The following is an 18,334-nucleotide window of genomic DNA, read 5'->3' on the forward strand; positions in this document are numbered from 1 at the left end:
CATTCTACTTTGCATGGGGTTGTTTTCGCAATTTTGCGTCAGGCCCTTCATCTGCCCCCTTCCTCATCGGTTCTGGGCTCAGGCGTCGCTTCGGCGACCGGCAGGCTGGCGCGCTCCCAACCTTCGGTTCCGTCCGGGTACCAGGCCACATTGGGATAGCCGTAGGACAGGACCCGCTTCGCCGCGTTCCACGACATCCAGCAATTCTCCTGACAGTAGATCACAAGCAACGCGGCCTTGTTGCCATGAGACACCCGCTCTAGCCCGCGCCGCAGATAGGCCTCGGTTGGCTCTGCCAGTTTGCCGTACCCCGTATCGGGCAACCAGATGCTGCCGGGGATGTTGGGCCGCGGCTTGTCACGCCAGACCGTGCCGGCGGGAAGATTTGGCGGCTTCGGCGCACGCGGCAGCACGTCGATAAACACACCGCTGCCGGCGCGCCAGATCGCTTCGGCCTCTGCCGTCGTAAGGACGCGTACGCCGGCGAGGGTCGCTGGAACAGCCGCGCGATAATTATCCGTGCGATATCCGTCCGGCTCCGGCACATTCTGCTGCGCGAGAACGTTGGCTGCGAGGACAAAGGTAGCAACGACCGCGCACGCCAGCGTTCGTATCACGGTGACTTCTTCGCCGTCTCTGCGCCGATCGGCCGGTCATTCTCGTCGAGCAAGGGAACGCCGAAGTCGAGCAGTATCCTGTTGATGGCCGGCTGGTTCTCCTGGATCAGACGGTTGAGCATCCGCTTCCAGTTCTGGTCGGCCGGCCGGACGCCCATGCCGATGCGATAGACGAGCCGAGGCCCCGTGGTTTCCTTGACGAGCGGCGTGACGTGAAGCGGCGGGTTTGCCTTCCCGGCGTAAAAGCCAGCGAGCGGTCCCCACAGAATGGCGGCGTCGATCTTTCCCGACGTCAGATCCTTGATCATGACTTCTGCCGATGAATCGATCCGCGTATCGACCATCAGTGGATAGGACTTGGCTTCCGCCATCAAACCATTTGCTGTCATGTTGGTGGCGGGCGGCGTGCCGGCAACAATGCCGATATGCTTGCCCTTGAGGCGCGCGTCACCCAGTGTCGCGACCTCGTCAAGGCCGCTGCCTTGCCTGACCACCAGCGCGTAGGCGGTCCGGTAGTAGGGATTGGTGCCCTGCACCAGGTCGTCGCCTTGCGGATAGCCCATGATGACGTCGCAACGATGAGCGGCAAGCGTCATCCGGACAAAGCCGGCCGCCTGCGGGTAGTAAGCATAGTCCAGCTTTTTCTGCAGCTTTTCGGCGAACAGCTCACCGAGCTTGTTTTCGATTCCCTCGCCCTTGTCGTTCGAGAACGGCAAATTGCGCGGGTCGGCGCAAACCCGCAGCACCTTGGGATCGATGAGCTCGATGGACAGGTCGGTGCTGTCGTTGGTCTGCGCTCCGGCGATATCGCGGCCGGCGAATACTGCTGTGATCGCCAGCAGCGAGACCAGCAAGCGGCGGCGTTGTCCCCAATCTGTCATCATGCATTCCCTTCTTGATCGAACGCCCGCTATCCATCAATTGCTCAGCGTGCCAGAGCGTGCAACAGGAATATCCCCGTGCTGGATTTGCGTTGCATGCTGCGACGCAAACCAGCTCGACGAAACCCGAGATCGCTTCCGGACGAGACTGAGGCAGAAACATGGCTCATGGCGTTTCGGTTCTTGCCTTGCTCGTGGTTTTCGCGACGTCGACCCTAGCGCAGGCGAAGGCGCAAGAATTGCCTGTGAGCGAAGTCGCTCCCGGAATATTCGCGCACCAGGGCCAGACCGCGCTGATGACGGGCGAGAACGAAGGCGCGACCGCCAACATCGGATTTATCATCGGCGAGAGCGCGGTGGCGGTCATCGACACCGGGGGCAGCGTTCGCGAGGGTCAACGGCTGCTTGCGGCGATCCGTGCGCGAACCGACAAACCGATCCGCTACGTCATCTACACACACGGCCATCCGGACCATGTCTTTGGCGGCGCCGCATTCGCAGGCGATGGAACCGAGTTCGTCGGTCATCGGAACCTGCCGCGCGCGCTGGCGGCGCGCGGACAATTCTATCTAGACGCATTTCGCCGGATCATGGGCGAGAAGTCCATGGATGGGGTGCGCATGATACCGCCCACGCTCCTTGTCGATGGCACGGTCAAGCTCGACCTCGGCTCGCGAATCCTGACCTTGAAGTCGTGGCCGGCGGCGCACAGCGACAACGACGTTACTGTGCTCGACGAGCAAACCAAAACCCTGTTCGCGGGCGATCTGGTGTTCCTTGGCCACATTCCGGTGCTGGACGGCAGTATTCGCGGATGGCTCGCCGTGACCGACGAACTCGGCACGCTTCCCGCGCAACGCGTGATTCCCGGTCACGGACCTGTGAGCGAATGGCCGGGCGCCCTCGCCGACCAACGCCGTTACCTCGAAACGCTGGCGGCCGATGTCCGCAAGCTTATCGCCCGTGGCGCTCCGATCACGGTCGCCGCCGACACCGCCGCGGCCAGCGAGCGACCGCGATGGCAACTGTTCGACGACTACAATGCACGCAATGCAACAACCGCATTTTCGGAAATTGAATGGGAATAGCCCGCCCGATGACGTATACTGGCGACGCTACGTTCCATCCCAGCGAAGGGGTGCCGCCATGCCCGGACGTCGTTTCCACCTGCTCTGCATCGCCAGCCTCCTGAGCGTCATGCTCGTCGGCGCGCGCATTGCGCCTGCGGCAACGCCCGAGGCTAACGATCCGTGGCCCGGACTGGTACAGGACATCTTCAACAACCGCCCGATGAACGACGGCGCAGACGTGATCGCCATCGAGATGCCGTACCGCGCCGAGGATGCAGCGATCGTTCCCGTCACCCTGCGCACCAAGCTCCCGCCTGGCGACAGCCGCCGCGTGTTGAGAATCACGCTGGTGATCGACCAGAATCCGGCGCCGATGGCGGCAAAGTTCGAACTGGGGCCGGACGCCAATGTGACGGAAATCTCGACGCGCGTGCGCGTCAACAACTACACCGATGTTCATGCCGTGGCCGAACTGAGCGACGGCAAGCTCTATATGACGAAGACTTATGTGAAGGCCTCCGGCGGCTGCTCCGCACCGGCCACCAAGGTCGCCGACGAAGCCAAGAGCCGCCTTGGGCAGATGCGATACCGGCAATTCGCGCGTGCTGGTCAAGGATCTGGCCAGGGACCCACCAGCGGCACCCGCGAGGCGCAGATCATGATCGGTCATCCCAGCCATTCCGGCCTTCAGATGGATCAGGTGACCCAGCTCTACATCCCGGCCTTCTTCGTCGACCAGTTGCGGCTGTGGCAGGACGATAGTCTGGTGCTGGCGATGGAAGGCGGAATCTCGATCTCGGAAGATCCTAACATCCGCTTTACCTATGTTTCGAACGGCGCGACGCGCTTCCGTGCCGAAGCCAGGGATACCAAAGGCCACGTATTCCAGAAGGAATGGAAGGTCGACGATTCCGGGATCTGACGCAACGCGGCGGGGCAATACCGCCAGCACATCGCGACGACGTCTAGAAACATCGTACTTCTAGAAACATCGCACTTCCGCTTCGGCCTGTGCGCGCCTGAGATCATTGAGCGCGTTCGCCGCCTGCTCTGACGTGCGGAACTGCCCGCCCAGATTGCCCCTGACCTGCGCCATGCTCAGGACGGTTTCAGCCGAGACATAGCGCTCATAGGGTACGATCGACGCGATGATATCGATCGAGCAGGAGCATTGTTCGATCGCCTGCCGCGTCTCGCCATTCGCCTTGAGACAACCAAAGACGTATTCGGCGCGCGCCGACGTCGGATAGTCGTTGATCACTTCGGCCCGCGCCATCGTTGCCATCGCCGTCAACGCTGACAACGCGGCGACAATACGTCGTACCGATCCGACAGCTGTCATGATCTTCCTCCCGCTACGAAGCGTGGAAGCTATGCTATGACAGTCCTCAAGAAAAGATGCGCGCGGAAACGGCTCACCATGACAATTTGCATTCGCATGCTGCTGGCTGCGGTTATTTTGGCCCTTGCGCAGGTCGGTACATGCCACAGCGCCGAGACCGTGCGGGTTGCGGTGCAAAAAACCGGAACATTTGCCTGGGAACTTGCTGTGATCCGCGCCCATGGTCTGGACAAACAGGCCAATCTCTCGGTGGGAGTCGTTGAGCTCGCGAGCCCGGAGGCGGGCAAGATCGCGCTTCGCGCCGGCAACGCCGACATCATCGTCTCCGACTGGCTGTGGGTATCGCGCGAACGCACACTTGGCGCCAAGCTGACATTCTATCCCTATTCGAGCGCGCTCGGCGCCGTCATGGTACCGGCCGCGTCGCCGATCCAGACCTTGGCCGACCTCAAGGGCCGCAAGCTCGCCGTTGCCGGCGGCCCGATCGACAAGAACTGGCTGCTGTTGCAAGCGTGGCTGAAACAGGGCGGCATCGACCTGAAGTCGGAGGCGACCATTGCTTACGGCGCGCCGCCGCTGCTGACGGCAAAGACGCTCAGCGGGGAAATGGATGCCACCATGAACTACTGGAATTTCTGCGCCGTGCTGGAAGCGAAAGGCTTCCGCCGCGTCGCCGGCGTTGAGGATCTGCTGCCGAAACTTGGCGCCACCGGCCGCACCGCGATGATCGGCTACGTCTTCGACGAAGCATGGGCGAACGCCAACCAGGACACGGTGGCCCGCTTTATCGCCATGACCCGCATGGCGAAAGAGATCCTGTCGACCTCGGATGCCGAGTGGGAGAAAATTGCGCCGCTGACCGGCGCCCCCGACACCGCAACGCTCCGCGTCTATCGCGATCGCTACCGGGAGGGAATTCCACGTCGCCCGATCGCCGACGAGGAAGCCGACGCGCGCATCCTCTACCGCGTGCTGGCTGGGATCGGTGGCCGCGAACTTGTCGGGGCGGCGCCAGAACTCGCTTCCGGCACCTTCTATCACGCGATCCCGGGAGACTGAGGTGCCGCGTCTGTTTTCATTCGCCGTGTTTTTCGCAACCTGGTGGATCGCCTCGCTGCTCGCCGGCGATGCGAAGCTGCCGCCTCCGCCCACCGTGCTCGCGGCCATGCTTGCGGAAGCGAAGTCGGGCGCCTTGTTCCTCAACCTCGGCGTGACATTGGCGCGCGTGGCGCTCGCCTTCACCCTGGCGATGACGCTGGGTGCCGCCATCGGCTACCTGATGGGCCGGGTGCGGCTTGCCGATCGGCTGGGTGACCCCTGGCTGATCCTGCTGCTCAATCTGCCGGCGCTCGTGGTCATCGTGCTCGCCTACATCTGGGCCGGATTGACCGAAGTCGCCGCAATTGCGGCAATTGCCATCAACAAGCTGCCGACCGCCGTCGTTACGCTGCGTGAGGGCGCGCGGGCGCTCGACGCGGCGCTCGACGAAATGGCGACAGTATTTGCGTTGCCGCGCGGAAGGACGTTCCGGCACGTCATCTTGCCGCAACTGGCGCCCTATATCGCAGCCGCTGCGCGATCGGGACTTTCCCTGGTCTGGAAGATCGTCCTTGTTGCGGAGTTGCTTGGACGCCCGAACGGCGTTGGCTTCGAGATTGGCGTGGCGTTCCAATTGTTCGACATCCCGCTTTTGCTGGCCTATTCACTGAGCTTCGCGGCTGTCGTGCTCGTCATCGAAACCGTGTTGGTGCAGCCATTTGAGGCCCGGCTATCCCGGTGGCGCCCCCGTGCGGCTTGAGGTTGATATCGCCAGCAAGAAGTTCAGGAACGCGGCGGGCGAACAGCACGACGTGATCGCCGGCGTGGCCTTTGCGCTCGATGCAGGAGAGGTTGGCGTGTTCGTCGGTCCATCCGGCTGCGGCAAGAGCACCATGCTGAGGATTCTCGCCGGCCTTGACCACGACTTTCAAGGGCGCGTCGTGCGTCCCGCCGGCGCACGGATCGGCGTCGTGTTCCAGGAACCTCGGCTGCTGCCATGGCGATCGGTCGAGGAAAACGTGCGGCTTGTCGCACCTCTGGCCGACGAGGCGAAGCTATCAGCGCTGTTCGAAATTCTGGAATTGGGCGCACATCGCAAGCATTTTCCCGGCGAATTATCACTCGGCCTTGCCCGGCGCGTCGCGCTCGCCCGCGCATTCGCCATCGAGCCGGATTTCCTGATTCTCGACGAACCGCTGGCCTCGCTCGATGACGCGCTCGCCGTCCGTCTGCGCGATCAGATTGCCATGCTGGTCGACGGCCGTTCCGTGATGACGCTGCTGGTGACCCATGACGTGGACGATGCGGCTCGTCTCGGCGACCGCCTGTTCCTGCTGTCGCCGCGACCGGCTCGGGTTGTTGCCGAGCTACCCATCCGCACGCCCCGTCGCGCACGGGACGACGCCGAGATCGCTGCGATCAAGTCCGACATCATGCGGCTGATCAACGGTGGTCTCACCGAGCGGGATGCCTGATAGGTGCTTGATCTCAGCGAGATTGAAGGCACCAAAATTTCGAGACGGCGAAAAACCGGAAACGTCTGATAAGGTAGGAAGAGCTTGAGGTTGCCGCGGGAGGATCTGATAATGCGATGGATACTGGCCTTGGTCGTGCTGTTGTCGGCGGGCGCCGGCGAACTCGCCGCGCAGAGCAAGGGCAAGGGCATCCGGCTCTGGAACCTGACCACCTCGACGATATCGGGTTTCCAGCTGTCGCCGGCCGGGAAGGACACCTGGGGACCTAACCTGACCCTGAATGACAAGGACAAGGAGGTCGATCACGACGAACGCCTGCGCATCACGGGCGTGGAGCCCGGACGCTACGATGCCAAGGTGAGCTATCCCGACGCAAGGCAATGTCTGGTGAGAGATATCGAAATCAAGGCGGATGCCGTATTTTCGATTGCCGACAAGGATTTAAAGGACTGCAACAAGTAGACCTTGCGACGCCCTGACAAGATGGCTTCAGCCTGCGGGCGCAGCTTCGCCCTTATCCGCCCGGTCGTTGGGGCGCGGATATTCGCAACGCCACTTCACCGCGGTCCATTTCGGATGCTCGCCGACCCATTGCGCGATATAGGGCTGCGCAGCCATGACGCATTGCCGCGGGGAAACATCCGAGGAAAACACAAGGTGCCTCTCCTCGCAGGTGGCCGGCGACAGCACGGCACACACTGTCAGTACCAAATCGATCGCATTCATGCCCGAGATCCCAGAGCTAGTGCGTTGAATAGATAACACAAACAGCTACGTAACAGGCAGCGAAAAGTTTCACCACACCGCCAAAATCCGGTACCCGGCGACCTCGTGTCAGCCGCACAGGCTCAAAAGTTAACGCCGAAAATCAGCCGCGCGTGATGGCGTTCGAAGTTGACGAGATCGAGCGCCGCATTCGATCCGGCCGGACGTCCCCATGCCTGAACGCTCCAGGCCGCGGTCAATCGTGAGCGCGGCGACAATTGAAAATAGGCCGTGGGCCCGACAAACAGTGCCTGGCCTGCGAGTTCCTGCAACCCGATCCCTTCATATTGCCGCAGGTAGCGTGCTTCACCGCCGAGAAAGAAACCCGGACGTGTTTGCACCATCAAGGCGAGCGCAGCGCCGAAGGTTGATTCCTGGTCTGCGGCTCCGGTGCCGACAACGCGCGTCCATTCCGGCTGGTAGATCAGATTGAGTGCAGCGACGGCGACGTTCGGAACTATCTCGCGGTCGAACGCCAGCGTCAGTCCGCCCCCGTAGCTTCGCACCGCCGCCGCCGTAGTCTCGTCAATGCGGCTGGCGTGGCTTTCTACCGCGACGGTAAAGCCAAATGGGGCCGCGTCCCGATCGAGAAACCGGTAGCGCAGGTCCACCGACACGCCTTCCCACGACAACTGGCGCCGATCCTCCAGACCTGGAACGCCGCGGATGTAATGGGACGCAAAGCTGGTTCCCAACTCCACCCGAACATTTTTGGCAGGCACGAATTCCAATTCGAATTCCTGGCCGATCGCGCGATACTTTCCGCCATTCTTGGAAAATCGTCCGGTGGTCTCGCTCTGCAGCTCGCGCTCGCCGACGCTGCCGATATCCGTGCCGATCATGAAGCCGAACAGATGCTCGGTATCAATCCCCTCCGCGCAAACACCACCCGGAAGCAGCACGGAGAGACAGACGAGTACCGCCCGGCAGGTGTTCGAACGAATTGGCATCCACAAGCCACAGGAATGAAAACGACGGGAATGAAACGAGGTCTCACTGCCGGCACCCTAGCATGGCGCAGAGGGCGGCGGCCAAGGAATCGGAATCCGAAATCCCTGAATTCCGGACCATGGCAGCGGGTGCCGACGCGAGGGCGCCAATGAGGGAAACTCGAATGGCAAAGCTTCTTCTGCCAGAAGGCAGACGGCTTCGAGCCTTCGACACAAGCCGGTCAATGAAGGGAAGTTTGGGGGCTGCGTGATTTCGCGAGGCGATGCTCTGAAATACTGAGCCGGACTAAATCTCGAGCAGGACTCAATCTCGAGCCGGACTGGATCTTGAACCGGACGCCTGCCGCGGCTCGTAGCAGCAGAGTGCAGCCAGAGCCGGGCAGAACGTTTCGATGCAGTCTATTTGCGCGATGCGCAGGCGTACATGTTGATTTCCATGCCCACCGACACTTCGACGATTTTCGGAGTCTTCCAAGTCATTCGGGGTCCTCCCAACTAGTTTGGCGCGACGTTCACGCCGGGGCAGAACCTAGGGCGGCCCCGGACGCAGCGCAAGTACGGAACATCGACCGCACAACGCTGGATTGCCGCACTTACGCTCGAAATTTCTCTCTCGGACAAAGTTACTTCCCTCTTGGGCAAATGCGAAACACCGGATCGTCTCGCGGCATGAGCGCAATAGCGCACGGGCCGTGAAAGACCTTGTGCCCAACGGAAGCTTGAATCGACATTTGACGAATTCGGTTTGCCTGCCCATGCGACATGTGGAAGGTTGGCGTTCTCTTGGGTCGAGGTTCTTGGGTCCAGGTTCTTGGGTCGAGGTGTCCGGATGCCAACGGCGAGTGGCGATCTTGATTCTTTTGGTGACCGCGGGCCTCTGTTGCGATGGCTGGTCTTCACCGGGCTGTGGATTTTTGCGTTCTTTCTTTTGTGGCGCTTCGGCCTCGTTCGGCAGATGGTCGCTGGCGATCGTACCTATCTTTCGCCGATCATCGCTCTGCTCTATTTTGCGACGTCGCTACACTGCCTGTGGCGCACGATCGTGATCGCACGCGAGGGCGATGCGGCGCGCCGCACCGGCGCATTGATCGCGTCTGGATCGGGTCGCTTTGATCTTGACGGCGACGCCGTCGTCGTCGAAGGCGCCGGCCAGCTTCCAACCGGTCTGGTCGCGGCTCACATTCGCGACCTTGCCGTCAAGGCACGCCTGCAGGGATCCCGGAAGCTCGATCAGACGCTGCTGCTGCGCGGGCTGGCCAGCCGGCTCCGCGGCTCCAACCAGTTTGGCGCCTTCGCCAGCGACACGCTGATGAAGCTGGGCCTGCTCGGCACGATCATCGGCTTCATCATGATGCTGGCGCCAATTGCAGGGTTAGATCCCAGCGACCGCAGCACGGTCAGGTCTTCGATGAATCTGATGAGCGACGGCATGGCGGTTGCCATGTACACGACGCTCGCCGGTCTCGTCGGTTCCATCCTCGTCAGGATCCAGTACTACATGCTCGACGATGCGACCGCGAAGCTGTTTGCCTTCGCCGTCGGGCTGACGGAAGTCCGCGTGGTTTCGATCCTGGAGAATCGACCCGAGGCGGCGGAATGATCGACGAATATGACCTCATGCCGCAGGAGGAGCCGTTCGATCCGTTCGCGGTCATGCTGTTCAAGGCGTTACAGGTCCTCGCCTTCCTGTTCTTCGTCGCATTGCTGGCCATCGCGCCCGAGGCAAAGGATGGCAAGATCGACAGCAAGGCGGAATTCCTCGTCACGATGGCCTGGCCCGACCAGCATCCTGATGACTTCGACATGTTCGTCCAGGACCCGCTTGGCAATATGGTCTGGTATCGGCGGCGCGAGGCTGGATTCATGCTGCTCGACCGCGACGATCGTGGTGGCGCCAACGATTTCATTCTGGTCAATGGCCGCAAGGTCCTGTCGCCGATCCGCCAGGAGACGGTCAGCATCCGCGGCATCGTCGCCGGCGAATACACCGTGAATATCTACCATTTTATCGCGATGGGCCGCGAACCCGTGCCGGTCTCGGTGAAGGTCGAGAAGCTCAATCCGACGGTTCAGGTCGTCCACTACGACAAGATGGTGATGCAAAGCGCGGGCACCGAACGCACCGCCGTCCGCTTTTCGATCGACGCCAGCGGCGGCATCGTCGACGTCAACCATCACGAAAAGTCGCTGCTGCAGACGCTGCGCAACCGGCTCAGCAAGAGTGGCTGACCATGGAATTGCAGAAGGAAATCCTGGGTCTGTCGATCGCCTACGCGCTGCTGGCGGCGTTGTTGCTGATATTTGTGCTGCGCGCCCGCGTATCCTGGCAGCTCAAGGCCGCGGCCGTGCTTGTCACCAGCGTCTACTACTGCGTGGCGTTCTTCCGCATCGAAGGCCTGGCCGGCTGGTCGGCGCCCGCACCGCTGCCGTCGCAGTTCCAGTTGTTGTGGGCGCGGGTCGTCGAGCCGAACCCGCTCGATCGCGATCCCGGCGCGGTGCATATCTGGGTCGAGGAACTCGATGCCGCCAATCTTCCGAGCGGTCAGCCGCGGGCCCATCGCCTGCCCTATTCCGCGGCACTCGCGCACAAGGTGACCGCGGCGCGCGACGAGATCATGAAAGGCCATCCGCAGGGCGGACGCGCGGCCGATTACGGATCCGGCAATGGACAACCCGCGCCTGAGGGACCCTCCGATGTCTCGACACTTCGCCCGACGGCTGCACCGGGCGGCGATCCGATGAGCGGCGGTCCGCTCGATCTATCGTTCCTGACCGGTGAAGCCGGCAACATCGAATTCGCGCCGCTACCCGCTCCGATTCTTCCACCCAAGGACGGGCCCTGAAGCTGATCGACGCGGCGGCGTGCCGGTCAGTGAGCACGCCGAACACCTCTGTTCTGTCGCGGCTAGCCGCGGCCGATCATGATCGGCGGTCCCGGCTTAATTACAGCTGGCCTAATCGCAAGCCTTTTCGGCCATTTGCTGATCAGACTTGTGCTGATCAGACTTGGCGCCTTGGGCCTGCTGCGCCGCCGTCGGCTGACCTTGCATCTGCTTTTGCGTATCCTGCGAAGACGCTGCGACATCGCTGGCTGCACGATTCATCGTGCTGGTTGGCGCGTGTTCCTTGGCATCGGAAGCCATGCCGGTGGTCTGGCCGGTGCCAACCGATGCGGGTCCGGAACCCGCGTCCTTCAGATTTGCGGCGCGACCGGTGGTGTCGCAGGGGGCTGCCAATGCGGTGCCGATGCTCAAAACAGCGATCGAGCAAGCCGCGAGAATGAGTCGTTTCGTGTTCATCTAATCCTCCTTGGACCTGCCGCGCGCCCCAGCACGTCAGGACGGAGGAGCAACCGGCTCGGAGGCCACGGGTTCCGGGTGGCGGGTCGAATCTCGCTGTTGTTTAATCGGGCACACCTCATGTTTCCGATATCAGTGTCTACAATTTGCGAGGCTAATCACATGCGACCATTGATCTGCGGAACGCTCGGAGCCCTCCTCGCGATTTGCCTCGTGCCAGCGGTCGACGCCCAGGACAACTCGCAACTCAAGCAGCCGGCACCGGGCTCGGCAAACCCGCCTGCAACGCTGACCGGCAAGGAACGGCTCGGCAGGAAATGGATGGACGAGCAGCGGATCGACGATTGCAATGTGCCTATCGACAAGCGTGGGTCCCAGAAGCGGTCAAGCATCTGTCCGCATGTTCCTATGGGCTGATCAAGCGCTCATACGCCGCCGGGCTGGACGTAACAGAACACGTGACCGTTGCGGTTCATGAAAACGATGCCGTGACCCGTGGGATTCGACTGGTCCCATTTGAGCTTGTAGTGCGGGATTTCGATTTCCGTTCCGTTCTTGACGTGGGGCCGGCCGAGCGGTTCATCCGGCCGGTCATCGGTGATGCGCACGTAGGTCTTGCCATCCCGGACGTGGATTTCATCGGCCCAGTAGGCGTCAGCTTCGCCGCAGCACGATGCGCTGGGAGCGTCGGGCTGCATCAGCGATTGGTACCACTGCCGGATCGCAGGATCCGCGTTTTCCCATTGACCAAGGTCGCGCGCGCCGAGCGCTGTAACGGAACAACCGAAAATTCCGAGAAAAAGGATGATTCGCTTCATCCGTCCCGCTCCTGTGTTCTCCGGCGGGATGATCAAAGCAATGTTCGTGCCGCCAAAAGCCCGTATGGAACCGGGCCAAGCAAGGCTCCGACTGGGCGACGAGCCGCTGCGCTATCGGAGCTTCGATCTACGGATCGGGTTCAGATCAGGAGAGTTGAGGAACTCAGGAAGCGTCTGGAGCCGGGCTGCTGTGCTGCGCCTTCTGGATCGAAGACGGAACAATGCCGAAATACCTGCGGAAGACCCGGCTGAAGTGGGACGAACTCGAAAAGCCCCATGAGAATGCGACATCCGTGACGGTCTTGCCGCCGTGCGTCTCCAGTTCATGGCGGCAGTTCTGCAACCGTGCCTGCCAGATATAGTCGCTGACGGTCATGCCCCGGTCGCTGAACAGCATGTGCAGATAACGCTTGGTGCAGCCCAGCGCCGCGGAGATCTGATCGATGCAGAGATCAGGGTCGCGCAGATGTTCGCGGATGAAGGCCTGAGCGCGAATATACATCGCCTCGGGGCCACCGCGATCGAAACTCGCGTCCGCCTCGCGCAGCGGCAACAGCAACAGATCGATCAGCGAATCGGCGACGACGACCGCGTTGTTCGGCGACAGTCTCGCAGCCTGGTCAAATGCGGCATGAACGAAGTCATAGGCGATCCGGCCGGTGCCTGTGCGCGCTGAGAGCTTGCACGCCGACATCCGCGCCGTATGGAAGCCGCGCTCCTGCAGCAGCGCCTTCGGCACGATGACGACTTCGTGCCGCGTCAGCGCCGGGCTGACGATCGTATGCGGACAGGATACATCGTAGGCAAGACAATCGCCGGGCATCAGATCGATACGCCGGCCCTCCTGCTCGAAATAGGAAACGCCATGCGTCTGAAACAATATCTTGACGTAGGGATGCTCGCTGGCTTTTGAACGGGACACGGTGTGCGCGATGCGATGCTGGCTGACCTCGATCTGACAGAGCTTCAGCTTTGAGACCGTCGTATAGTTGACACGCGCTTCGAGCGACGAAGCCTTCAGCGGATCTATGTCAAATTGGCCGCAAAGATCCGTCAGCGCATCCGACCAGCACTGGATCTGCTTCTTCGGCGACAATCCCGAAGTGGTAAGCGAGTGGAGCGTATCAACCATTTCCAGCCACCGATTCGAGAAACGTAACTGTTGCCGCGGGAGACTCGGTCACGGTGAAGTTTGATTTACCTCAATTTAGAACGGTCGTTGTTGCCTAAGCAACGTATGTCCCGGCATCCACTTGACAATCCTCCGACTTAGTTTCTGCGCCGTCAAGGGGAAGGTTCGCCTCGATCGTGCGACATCCGTCGTAGTGCGCCGCACAGCGGCGGTCAAAACCACTGCCTTATGTGTGGCAACGCCCCAGGCGATCGGCAGGAAAACAGAAATCTCGCCGAGGTTCGCTTTGGAGCAAATGCCCTTCCCTCTTGGGCAAGTTTCCCATTCCCGAACGGGATAAAGATACGGGACAAAATCGAAAAAGTGGACCGCCACCTCGGCGGTACCTGGGCTTCATCAGTGGGAGGACGCAATGCGCAGACTGCTATTTGCAACTTGTCTTGGTTCCATGGCGGCGTTCGCTGTGGGCAGCGCCGTAGCCAACGAGGAATTGATCAAAATGTCGCAGAACCCGAAGGATTGGGTGATGCCGGCAGGCGACTACGCCAATACACGCTACTCGAAACTCAACCAGATCACGGCAGCCAATGTCGGCAAGCTCCAGGTCGCCTGGACCTTCTCGACCGGCGTGCTGCGTGGCCACGAAGGCGGACCGCTCATCATCGGCAACATGATGTATGTCCACACGCCGTTCCCAAACAAGGTCTATGCCCTTGACCTATCCAAGGACCAACAGATCGTCTGGAAGTACGAGCCGAAGCAGGATCCGAACGTCATTCCGGTGATGTGCTGCGACACCGTAAACCGTGGCGTGGCCTACGGCGACGGCAAGATCTTCCTGCACCAGGCCGACACCACGCTGGTCGCTCTCGACGCCAAGACCGGTAAACTTGAGTGGTCGGTGAAGAACGGCGATCCCGGCAAGGGCGCAACCGGCACTTCCGCACCGCTCGTCATCAAGGACAAGGTCCTGGTTGGCATCTCCGGCGGCGAGTTCGGCGTGCAGTGTCACGTCACCGCCTACGATCTCAAGTCAGGCAAGCAGGTGTGGCGGGCGTTCTCCGAAGGGCCGGATGATCAGCTCTTGGTCGACCCCGAGAAGACGACCGATCTCGGCAAGCCGATCGGCAAGGACTCGAGCATCAAGACCTGGCAAGGTGATCAGTGGAAGATCGGCGGCGGCTGCACATGGGGCTGGCTGTCCTATGACCCCGCGCTCAACATGGTCTACTACGGCTCGGGAAATCCCTCGACCTGGAACCCGAAGCAGCGCCCGGGCGACAACAAGTGGTCAATGACCATTTTTGCGCGCAATGCCGATACCGGGATGGCCCGCTGGGTCTACCAGATGACGCCCCATGATGAATGGGACTATGACGGCGTCAACGAAATGATCCTGAGCGATCAGCAGTTCAATGGCGCGGAGCGCAAGCTTCTCACCCATTTCGACCGGAACGGGCTCGCCTATACGCTCGACCGCGTCAACGGTGAATTGCTGGTGGCCGAGAAGTACGACCCGAAGGTCAACTGGACCACCGGCGTCGACATGAACAAGAGCTCGCCGACCTACGGTCGTCCCAAGGTCGTCAGTCAATATTCGACAGAACAGACCGGCGAGGACAAGAATACCAAGGGCATCTGCCCGGCCGCGCTCGGTACCAAGGACGAGCAGCCGGCAGCCTACTCGCCGGACACCCAGCTGTTCTATGTGCCGACCAACCACGTCTGCATGGACTATGAGCCGTTCAAGGTGAGCTACACCGCAGGCCAGCCCTATGTCGGGGCGACGCTCTCGATGTACCCGCCCCCCGGCGAATCCCACATGGGCAACTTCATTGCCTGGGACAACAAGACCGGCAAGATCGTGTGGTCGAACAAGGAGCAGTTCTCGGTGTGGTCCGGTGCGCTCGCCACCGCCGGCGGCGTGGTGTTCTACGGAACGCTCGAAGGTTACCTCAAGGCGGTCGATGCCAAGACGGGCAAGGAACTCTACAAGTTCAGGACCCCGTCCGGCATCATCGGCAACGTCACGACCTATGAGCAGGGCGGCCGGCAGTATGTCGCAATTCTGTCCGGCGTCGGTGGCTGGGCAGGCATCGGCCTTGCGGCCGGTCTGACCGATCCGACCGATGGTCTCGGCGCGGTCGGCGGCTACGCTGCGCTTAGCAACTACACGGCGCTTGGCGGATCACTGACCGTATTCGCCCTGCCGCAATAAACTGAACGATCTACCCTTCCGGCGCATGGACTGGCTCCATGCGCCGGAGCACTTCCCAACAAATCCCGAGGACAAGCTCTTGCGTACAATCTGGTTTGTGGGTGCCGCGATGATCTTCGTGGTATCTGGCGGAATTACTCTCGCTGCAGACGCGGTCGATCCGACTGCCGTCAAGTCCGAGGACGGAAAGTACTTCGACAAGGAAGGCACCCCGACCTTCAAGGTCGCCCCTGACGGCACGGTGGATTGGTACACCTACTCCGGATACCGCCGCTATCACTCGGAATGCCATGTCTGCCATGGCCCCGACGGGATGGGATCGACCTACGCCCCCGCCCTCACGGATTCGGTCAAGACCATGAGCTACGGAGACTTCGTCGGCGTTGTCGCGAGCGGCCGCAAGAACGTGAGTTCGTCGCAGGAGAACGTGATGCCGGCGCTCGGCGATAATCCGAACGTCGCCTGCTACATGGACGACCTCTACATCTATCTGCGCGCCCGCGCCAATAACGCGGTCGGACGCGTGCGTCCTGCCAAGAAGGAAGACAAGCCTGACGCCTACACCGAGGCGGAGAATTCCTGCATGGGCAAGAAATGATCATCCGGAGTGAGCGCGGGGGACAGGTGTCCTTGCAGCGCCCTCAAGACGAAAAGTGGAGTTGAGAATGAAGACGCGCGCTGCTGTGGCTTTCGAAGCAAAAAAGCCGCTGGAAATCGTCGAGGTCGACCTCGACGGGCCGAAGGCTGGTGAGGTCCTTGTCGAGATCAAGGCGACCGGGATTTGCCACACCGACGCCTACACGCTTGACGGTTTCGACAGCGAGGGAATCTTTCCTTCGATCCTCGGCCATGAGGGCGCCGGCATCGTTCGCGAGGTCGGCGCGGGTGTCACGTCACTGAAGCCGGGCGACCATGTGATCCCGCTTTACACACCCGAATGCCGCCAGTGCAAAAGCTGCCTGAGCGGCAAAACCAACCTCTGCACCTCGATACGCGCCACGCAGGGCAAGGGCGTGATGCCCGACGGCACGTCGCGGTTCAGCTACAAGGGCAAGCCCGTCTTCCACTACATGGGCTGCTCGACGTTTTCGAACTTTACCGTGCTGCCGGAAATTGCACTGGCGAAGATCCGCGAAGACGCCCCGTTCGACAAGAGCTGCTACATCGGCTGCGGCGTGACGACCGGGGTCGGCGCGGTGGTCAACACCGCCAAGGTCACGCCGGGCGCCAATGTGGTGGTGTTCGGACTTGGCGGAATCGGGCTCAACGTGATTCAGGGCGCCAAAATGGTCGGCGCCGACAAGATCATCGGGGTCGACATCAACGACAGCAAGGAAGCATGGGGCCGCCGCTTCGGCATGACCCATTTCGTCAACCCGACCAAGGTCGGCGGCGACATCGTTGCGCATTTGGTCACGCTCACCGACGGCGGCGCCGACTACACCTTCGACTGCACCGGCAACACCACCGTGATGCGCCAGGCGCTGGAGGCGTGCCATCGCGGCTGGGGCGTCTCTGTCGTGATCGGGGTGGCGGAATCCGGCAAGGAAATCGCGACCCGGCCGTTCCAGCTGGTGACCGGCCGGGTTTGGAAAGGTACTGCGTTCGGCGGCGCGCGCGGCCGTACCGATGTCCCGAAGATCGTTGACTGGTACATGAACGGAAAGATCGAGATCGACCCGATGATCACCCACGTTCTCACGCTGGAGGAGATCAACAAGGGTTTCGATCTGATGCACGAAGGCAAGTCGATCCGTTCGGTCGTCGTTTTCTAAAGCCAAAGAACGTCAAACATAAGGAGGATAGGCCCATGACTGTTCACATCCACCCATCGGTCGACAACGGCGTCAAGAAAGGATCGGGCAGCTTTGCCGGCGGCACCCTTGTCTGCAAGTGCGCGGACAAGGCGGTCAAGGTCGGCATCAAGGGTGATGTCGCCCACAACCACGCCTGCGGCTGCACCAAATGCTGGAAGCCGGCAGGGGCAACCTTCTCGGTGGTGGCGGTCGTGCCACGCGAGAATGTGTCGGTGCTGGAAAACGGCGACAAGCTGCAAATCGTCGATGCGTCGGCGGCGATCCAACGCCACGCCTGCAAGGCCTGCGGCACGCATATGTACGGCCGGATCGAGAACAAGGGACATCCCTTCTACGGCCTCGACTTCATCCACCCCGAACTATTCCAGGAAGCCGGTTCGGCGGCACCAGGGTTTGCCGCGTTTGTATCGTCCGTGATCGAAGCCGGCGTCGCTCCGTCCGACATGTCGGGGATCAGATCCCGCCTCACGGAGCTAGGGCTGGAGCCCTATGATTGCCTGTCTCCGCCGCTGATGGATGCGATCGCTACCCACGTGGCGAAATCGAAACCCAAAGCGGCCTGACCTCACAATCGTCTGCGACCGCCGGTGAGCTTACTGCCACCGGCGGAGCCGCGATCAGCCGCGCAAGATTCGGCCTCGCCGAAGACCGTAGTTTGGCTCAGGAAATCGCAGGCTTTTGGTAGCGGGGGAGCGCCACACCCCCTCTGCTGCATGAATTCCTCGTTCGTAAGCTGTACCAGCGAGGCTGCGCGAGTGCGCCGTGGCGGGTGACCTTTCTCGACCTCCGATAACCTACCTGCCAGCAAGTCAAGCCCTCTCGAAGTCGGCTGAAACGCATACTGAAGATGCATTTCTCGAGATTTGATGGCATAATCATCAAGGGCTGCTGAGGCTCCGAGTCCGAGGATTG

General features: G+C 61.4%; 23 protein-coding genes. 14 read left to right on the forward strand and 9 right to left on the reverse strand.

The annotated features are described in order from the left end of the window. Positions 1–47: 47 nt before the first annotated feature. The gene (locus JQ600_RS08920; RefSeq protein WP_212390528.1) at positions 48–617 is read right to left on the reverse strand and encodes a PQQ-dependent catabolism-associated CXXCW motif protein; all 570 of its coding nucleotides are present in this window, start codon (positions 615–617) and stop codon (positions 48–50) included. Beyond that, entirely contained in the window at positions 614–1,498 is an 885-nt protein-coding gene (locus JQ600_RS08925) for a substrate-binding domain-containing protein (RefSeq protein ID WP_212390563.1), read from the reverse strand. Before JQ600_RS08925 ends, JQ600_RS08920 begins: the two co-directional genes overlap by 4 nt. Positions 1,499–1,659: 161 nt before the next feature. On the opposite strand from JQ600_RS08925, the gene JQ600_RS08930 reads away from it, so the two are divergent. Together JQ600_RS08930 and JQ600_RS08935 are read left to right on the forward strand one after the other, a co-directional pair. After that, positions 1,660–2,586, forward strand: a complete 927-nt coding sequence (locus JQ600_RS08930) for a quinoprotein relay system zinc metallohydrolase 2 (protein WP_212390529.1) — start codon at positions 1,660–1,662, stop codon at positions 2,584–2,586. A 58-nt stretch (positions 2,587–2,644) separates the two neighbouring features. Continuing rightward, the gene (locus JQ600_RS08935) at positions 2,645–3,490 is read left to right on the forward strand and encodes a quinoprotein dehydrogenase-associated SoxYZ-like carrier (protein ID WP_212390530.1); all 846 of its coding nucleotides are present in this window, start codon (positions 2,645–2,647) and stop codon (positions 3,488–3,490) included. A 60-nt stretch (positions 3,491–3,550) separates the two neighbouring features. Here JQ600_RS08935 and JQ600_RS08940 read toward each other — a convergent pair whose 3' ends face one another. Next, complete coding sequence (locus JQ600_RS08940) at positions 3,551–3,910, reverse strand: hypothetical protein (RefSeq protein WP_212390531.1); 360 nt, start codon at positions 3,908–3,910, stop codon at positions 3,551–3,553. 78 nt (positions 3,911–3,988) lie between these two features. Between JQ600_RS08940 and JQ600_RS08945 the strand changes: the two genes are divergently transcribed. The 4 genes from JQ600_RS08945 to JQ600_RS08960 all read left to right on the forward strand — a co-directional run bounded on the left by JQ600_RS08945 (position 3,989) and on the right by JQ600_RS08960 (position 6,885). Then, on the forward strand, positions 3,989–4,969 hold the full coding sequence (locus tag JQ600_RS08945; RefSeq protein ID WP_212390532.1) for an ABC transporter substrate-binding protein: 981 nt from the start codon (positions 3,989–3,991) through the stop codon (positions 4,967–4,969). 1 nt (position 4,970) lies between these two features. Next, positions 4,971–5,708: an ABC transporter permease subunit gene (locus tag JQ600_RS08950; RefSeq protein ID WP_212263389.1), complete on the forward strand. Its 738-nt coding sequence runs from the start codon at positions 4,971–4,973 to the stop codon at positions 5,706–5,708. After that, entirely contained in the window at positions 5,698–6,423 is a 726-nt protein-coding gene (locus JQ600_RS08955) for an ABC transporter ATP-binding protein (protein WP_212390533.1), read from the forward strand. The genes JQ600_RS08950 and JQ600_RS08955 overlap by 11 nt, the downstream gene beginning before the upstream one ends. Positions 6,424–6,534: 111 nt before the next feature. Then, on the forward strand, positions 6,535–6,885 hold the full coding sequence (locus JQ600_RS08960; protein WP_212390534.1) for a hypothetical protein: 351 nt from the start codon (positions 6,535–6,537) through the stop codon (positions 6,883–6,885). Positions 6,886–6,912: 27 nt separating this feature from the next. On the opposite strand, the gene JQ600_RS08965 is transcribed toward JQ600_RS08960, so the two are convergent. The 3 genes from JQ600_RS08965 to pqqA all read right to left on the reverse strand — a co-directional run bounded on the left by JQ600_RS08965 (position 6,913) and on the right by pqqA (position 8,618). Then, entirely contained in the window at positions 6,913–7,149 is a 237-nt protein-coding gene (locus JQ600_RS08965) for a hypothetical protein (RefSeq protein WP_212032699.1), read from the reverse strand. A 122-nt stretch (positions 7,150–7,271) separates the two neighbouring features. Then, entirely contained in the window at positions 7,272–8,138 is an 867-nt protein-coding gene (locus JQ600_RS08970; protein WP_212390535.1) for a hypothetical protein, read from the reverse strand. Positions 8,139–8,537: 399 nt separating this feature from the next. After that, positions 8,538–8,618: a pyrroloquinoline quinone precursor peptide PqqA gene (gene pqqA, locus JQ600_RS08975; protein WP_192736930.1), complete on the reverse strand. Its 81-nt coding sequence runs from the start codon at positions 8,616–8,618 to the stop codon at positions 8,538–8,540. Positions 8,619–8,967: 349 nt separating this feature from the next. Here pqqA and JQ600_RS08980 point away from each other — a divergent pair, with 349 nt between their 5' ends. From JQ600_RS08980 to JQ600_RS08990, 3 genes are read left to right on the forward strand one after another with little or no spacing between them, the layout of a single operon-like run. After that, complete coding sequence (locus JQ600_RS08980; RefSeq protein ID WP_212390536.1) at positions 8,968–9,738, forward strand: MotA/TolQ/ExbB proton channel family protein; 771 nt, start codon at positions 8,968–8,970, stop codon at positions 9,736–9,738. After that, positions 9,735–10,367 (forward strand): hypothetical protein, encoded by a 633-nt coding sequence (locus JQ600_RS08985; protein WP_211998808.1) that lies wholly within the window; start codon positions 9,735–9,737, stop codon positions 10,365–10,367. The genes JQ600_RS08980 and JQ600_RS08985 overlap by 4 nt, the downstream gene beginning before the upstream one ends. 2 nt (positions 10,368–10,369) lie before the next feature. After that, complete coding sequence (locus JQ600_RS08990; protein WP_212263384.1) at positions 10,370–10,981, forward strand: hypothetical protein; 612 nt, start codon at positions 10,370–10,372, stop codon at positions 10,979–10,981. A 111-nt stretch (positions 10,982–11,092) separates the two neighbouring features. Here JQ600_RS08990 and JQ600_RS08995 read toward each other — a convergent pair whose 3' ends face one another. Further along, complete coding sequence (locus JQ600_RS08995) at positions 11,093–11,437, reverse strand: hypothetical protein (protein WP_212263383.1); 345 nt, start codon at positions 11,435–11,437, stop codon at positions 11,093–11,095. A gap of 162 nt (positions 11,438–11,599) precedes the next feature. On the opposite strand from JQ600_RS08995, the gene JQ600_RS09000 reads away from it, so the two are divergent. After that, entirely contained in the window at positions 11,600–11,854 is a 255-nt protein-coding gene (locus JQ600_RS09000) for a hypothetical protein (RefSeq protein WP_249133150.1), read from the forward strand. 8 nt (positions 11,855–11,862) lie between these two features. Here the strand turns inward: JQ600_RS09000 and JQ600_RS09005 are convergent, their stop codons facing one another. Together JQ600_RS09005 and JQ600_RS09010 are read right to left on the reverse strand one after the other, a co-directional pair. After that, the gene (locus JQ600_RS09005) at positions 11,863–12,255 is read right to left on the reverse strand and encodes a hypothetical protein (RefSeq protein ID WP_212390537.1); all 393 of its coding nucleotides are present in this window, start codon (positions 12,253–12,255) and stop codon (positions 11,863–11,865) included. Positions 12,256–12,418: 163 nt separating this feature from the next. Next, positions 12,419–13,387, reverse strand: a complete 969-nt coding sequence (locus tag JQ600_RS09010; RefSeq protein ID WP_192736685.1) for a helix-turn-helix domain-containing protein — start codon at positions 13,385–13,387, stop codon at positions 12,419–12,421. 412 nt (positions 13,388–13,799) lie between these two features. Between JQ600_RS09010 and xoxF5 the strand changes: the two genes are divergently transcribed. The 4 genes from xoxF5 (at position 13,800) to gfa (ending at position 17,985) form a co-directional block, all read left to right on the forward strand. Then, entirely contained in the window at positions 13,800–15,605 is a 1,806-nt protein-coding gene (gene xoxF5 / locus JQ600_RS09015) for a lanthanide-dependent methanol dehydrogenase XoxF5 (protein ID WP_212390538.1), read from the forward strand. Positions 15,606–15,714: 109 nt separating this feature from the next. Next, a complete protein-coding gene (locus JQ600_RS09020) occupies positions 15,715–16,203 on the forward strand; it encodes a c-type cytochrome, methanol metabolism-related (protein ID WP_211998883.1) in 489 nt (162 codons plus the stop codon). Positions 16,204–16,270: 67 nt separating this feature from the next. Continuing rightward, positions 16,271–17,380 (forward strand): S-(hydroxymethyl)glutathione dehydrogenase/class III alcohol dehydrogenase, encoded by a 1,110-nt coding sequence (locus JQ600_RS09025; protein WP_212207741.1) that lies wholly within the window; start codon positions 16,271–16,273, stop codon positions 17,378–17,380. Positions 17,381–17,415: 35 nt separating this feature from the next. Then, the gene (gene gfa, locus JQ600_RS09030; protein ID WP_212390539.1) at positions 17,416–17,985 is read left to right on the forward strand and encodes an S-(hydroxymethyl)glutathione synthase; all 570 of its coding nucleotides are present in this window, start codon (positions 17,416–17,418) and stop codon (positions 17,983–17,985) included. Positions 17,986–18,334 lie beyond the last annotated feature (349 nt).

This window comes from Bradyrhizobium sp. AUGA SZCCT0176 (assembly GCF_018130145.1).
Lineage (GTDB): Bacteria > Pseudomonadota > Alphaproteobacteria > Rhizobiales > Xanthobacteraceae > Bradyrhizobium.

Bases quoted from the DNA above. Each gene is read 5' to 3' on its own strand.
- JQ600_RS09000 (WP_249133150.1), top strand. From the start codon at position 11,600: ATGCGACCATTGATCTGCGGAACGCTCGGAGCCCTCCTCGCGATTTGC.
- JQ600_RS08995 (WP_212263383.1), bottom strand. From the start codon at position 11,437: ATGAACACGAAACGACTCATTCTCGCGGCTTGCTCGATCGCTGTTTTG.
- JQ600_RS08935 (WP_212390530.1), top strand. From the start codon at position 2,645: ATGCCCGGACGTCGTTTCCACCTGCTCTGCATCGCCAGCCTCCTGAGC.
- JQ600_RS08965 (WP_212032699.1), bottom strand. From the start codon at position 7,149: ATGAATGCGATCGATTTGGTACTGACAGTGTGTGCCGTGCTGTCGCCG.
- JQ600_RS08990 (WP_212263384.1), top strand. From the start codon at position 10,370: ATGGAATTGCAGAAGGAAATCCTGGGTCTGTCGATCGCCTACGCGCTG.
- JQ600_RS08945 (WP_212390532.1), top strand. From the start codon at position 3,989: ATGACAATTTGCATTCGCATGCTGCTGGCTGCGGTTATTTTGGCCCTT.
- gfa (WP_212390539.1), top strand. From the start codon at position 17,416: ATGACTGTTCACATCCACCCATCGGTCGACAACGGCGTCAAGAAAGGA.
- JQ600_RS09020 (WP_211998883.1), top strand. From the start codon at position 15,715: ATGATCTTCGTGGTATCTGGCGGAATTACTCTCGCTGCAGACGCGGTC.
- JQ600_RS08925 (WP_212390563.1), bottom strand. From the start codon at position 1,498: ATGACAGATTGGGGACAACGCCGCCGCTTGCTGGTCTCGCTGCTGGCG.
- JQ600_RS08930 (WP_212390529.1), top strand. From the start codon at position 1,660: ATGGCTCATGGCGTTTCGGTTCTTGCCTTGCTCGTGGTTTTCGCGACG.
- JQ600_RS08980 (WP_212390536.1), top strand. From the start codon at position 8,968: ATGCCAACGGCGAGTGGCGATCTTGATTCTTTTGGTGACCGCGGGCCT.
- JQ600_RS08985 (WP_211998808.1), top strand. From the start codon at position 9,735: ATGATCGACGAATATGACCTCATGCCGCAGGAGGAGCCGTTCGATCCG.
- JQ600_RS09005 (WP_212390537.1), bottom strand. From the start codon at position 12,255: ATGAAGCGAATCATCCTTTTTCTCGGAATTTTCGGTTGTTCCGTTACA.
- JQ600_RS08970 (WP_212390535.1), bottom strand. From the start codon at position 8,138: ATGCCAATTCGTTCGAACACCTGCCGGGCGGTACTCGTCTGTCTCTCC.
- JQ600_RS09025 (WP_212207741.1), top strand. From the start codon at position 16,271: ATGAAGACGCGCGCTGCTGTGGCTTTCGAAGCAAAAAAGCCGCTGGAA.
- pqqA (WP_192736930.1), bottom strand. From the start codon at position 8,618: ATGACTTGGAAGACTCCGAAAATCGTCGAAGTGTCGGTGGGCATGGAA.
- JQ600_RS08940 (WP_212390531.1), bottom strand. From the start codon at position 3,910: ATGACAGCTGTCGGATCGGTACGACGTATTGTCGCCGCGTTGTCAGCG.
- JQ600_RS08960 (WP_212390534.1), top strand. From the start codon at position 6,535: ATGCGATGGATACTGGCCTTGGTCGTGCTGTTGTCGGCGGGCGCCGGC.
- JQ600_RS09010 (WP_192736685.1), bottom strand. From the start codon at position 13,387: ATGGTTGATACGCTCCACTCGCTTACCACTTCGGGATTGTCGCCGAAG.
- xoxF5 (WP_212390538.1), top strand. From the start codon at position 13,800: ATGCGCAGACTGCTATTTGCAACTTGTCTTGGTTCCATGGCGGCGTTC.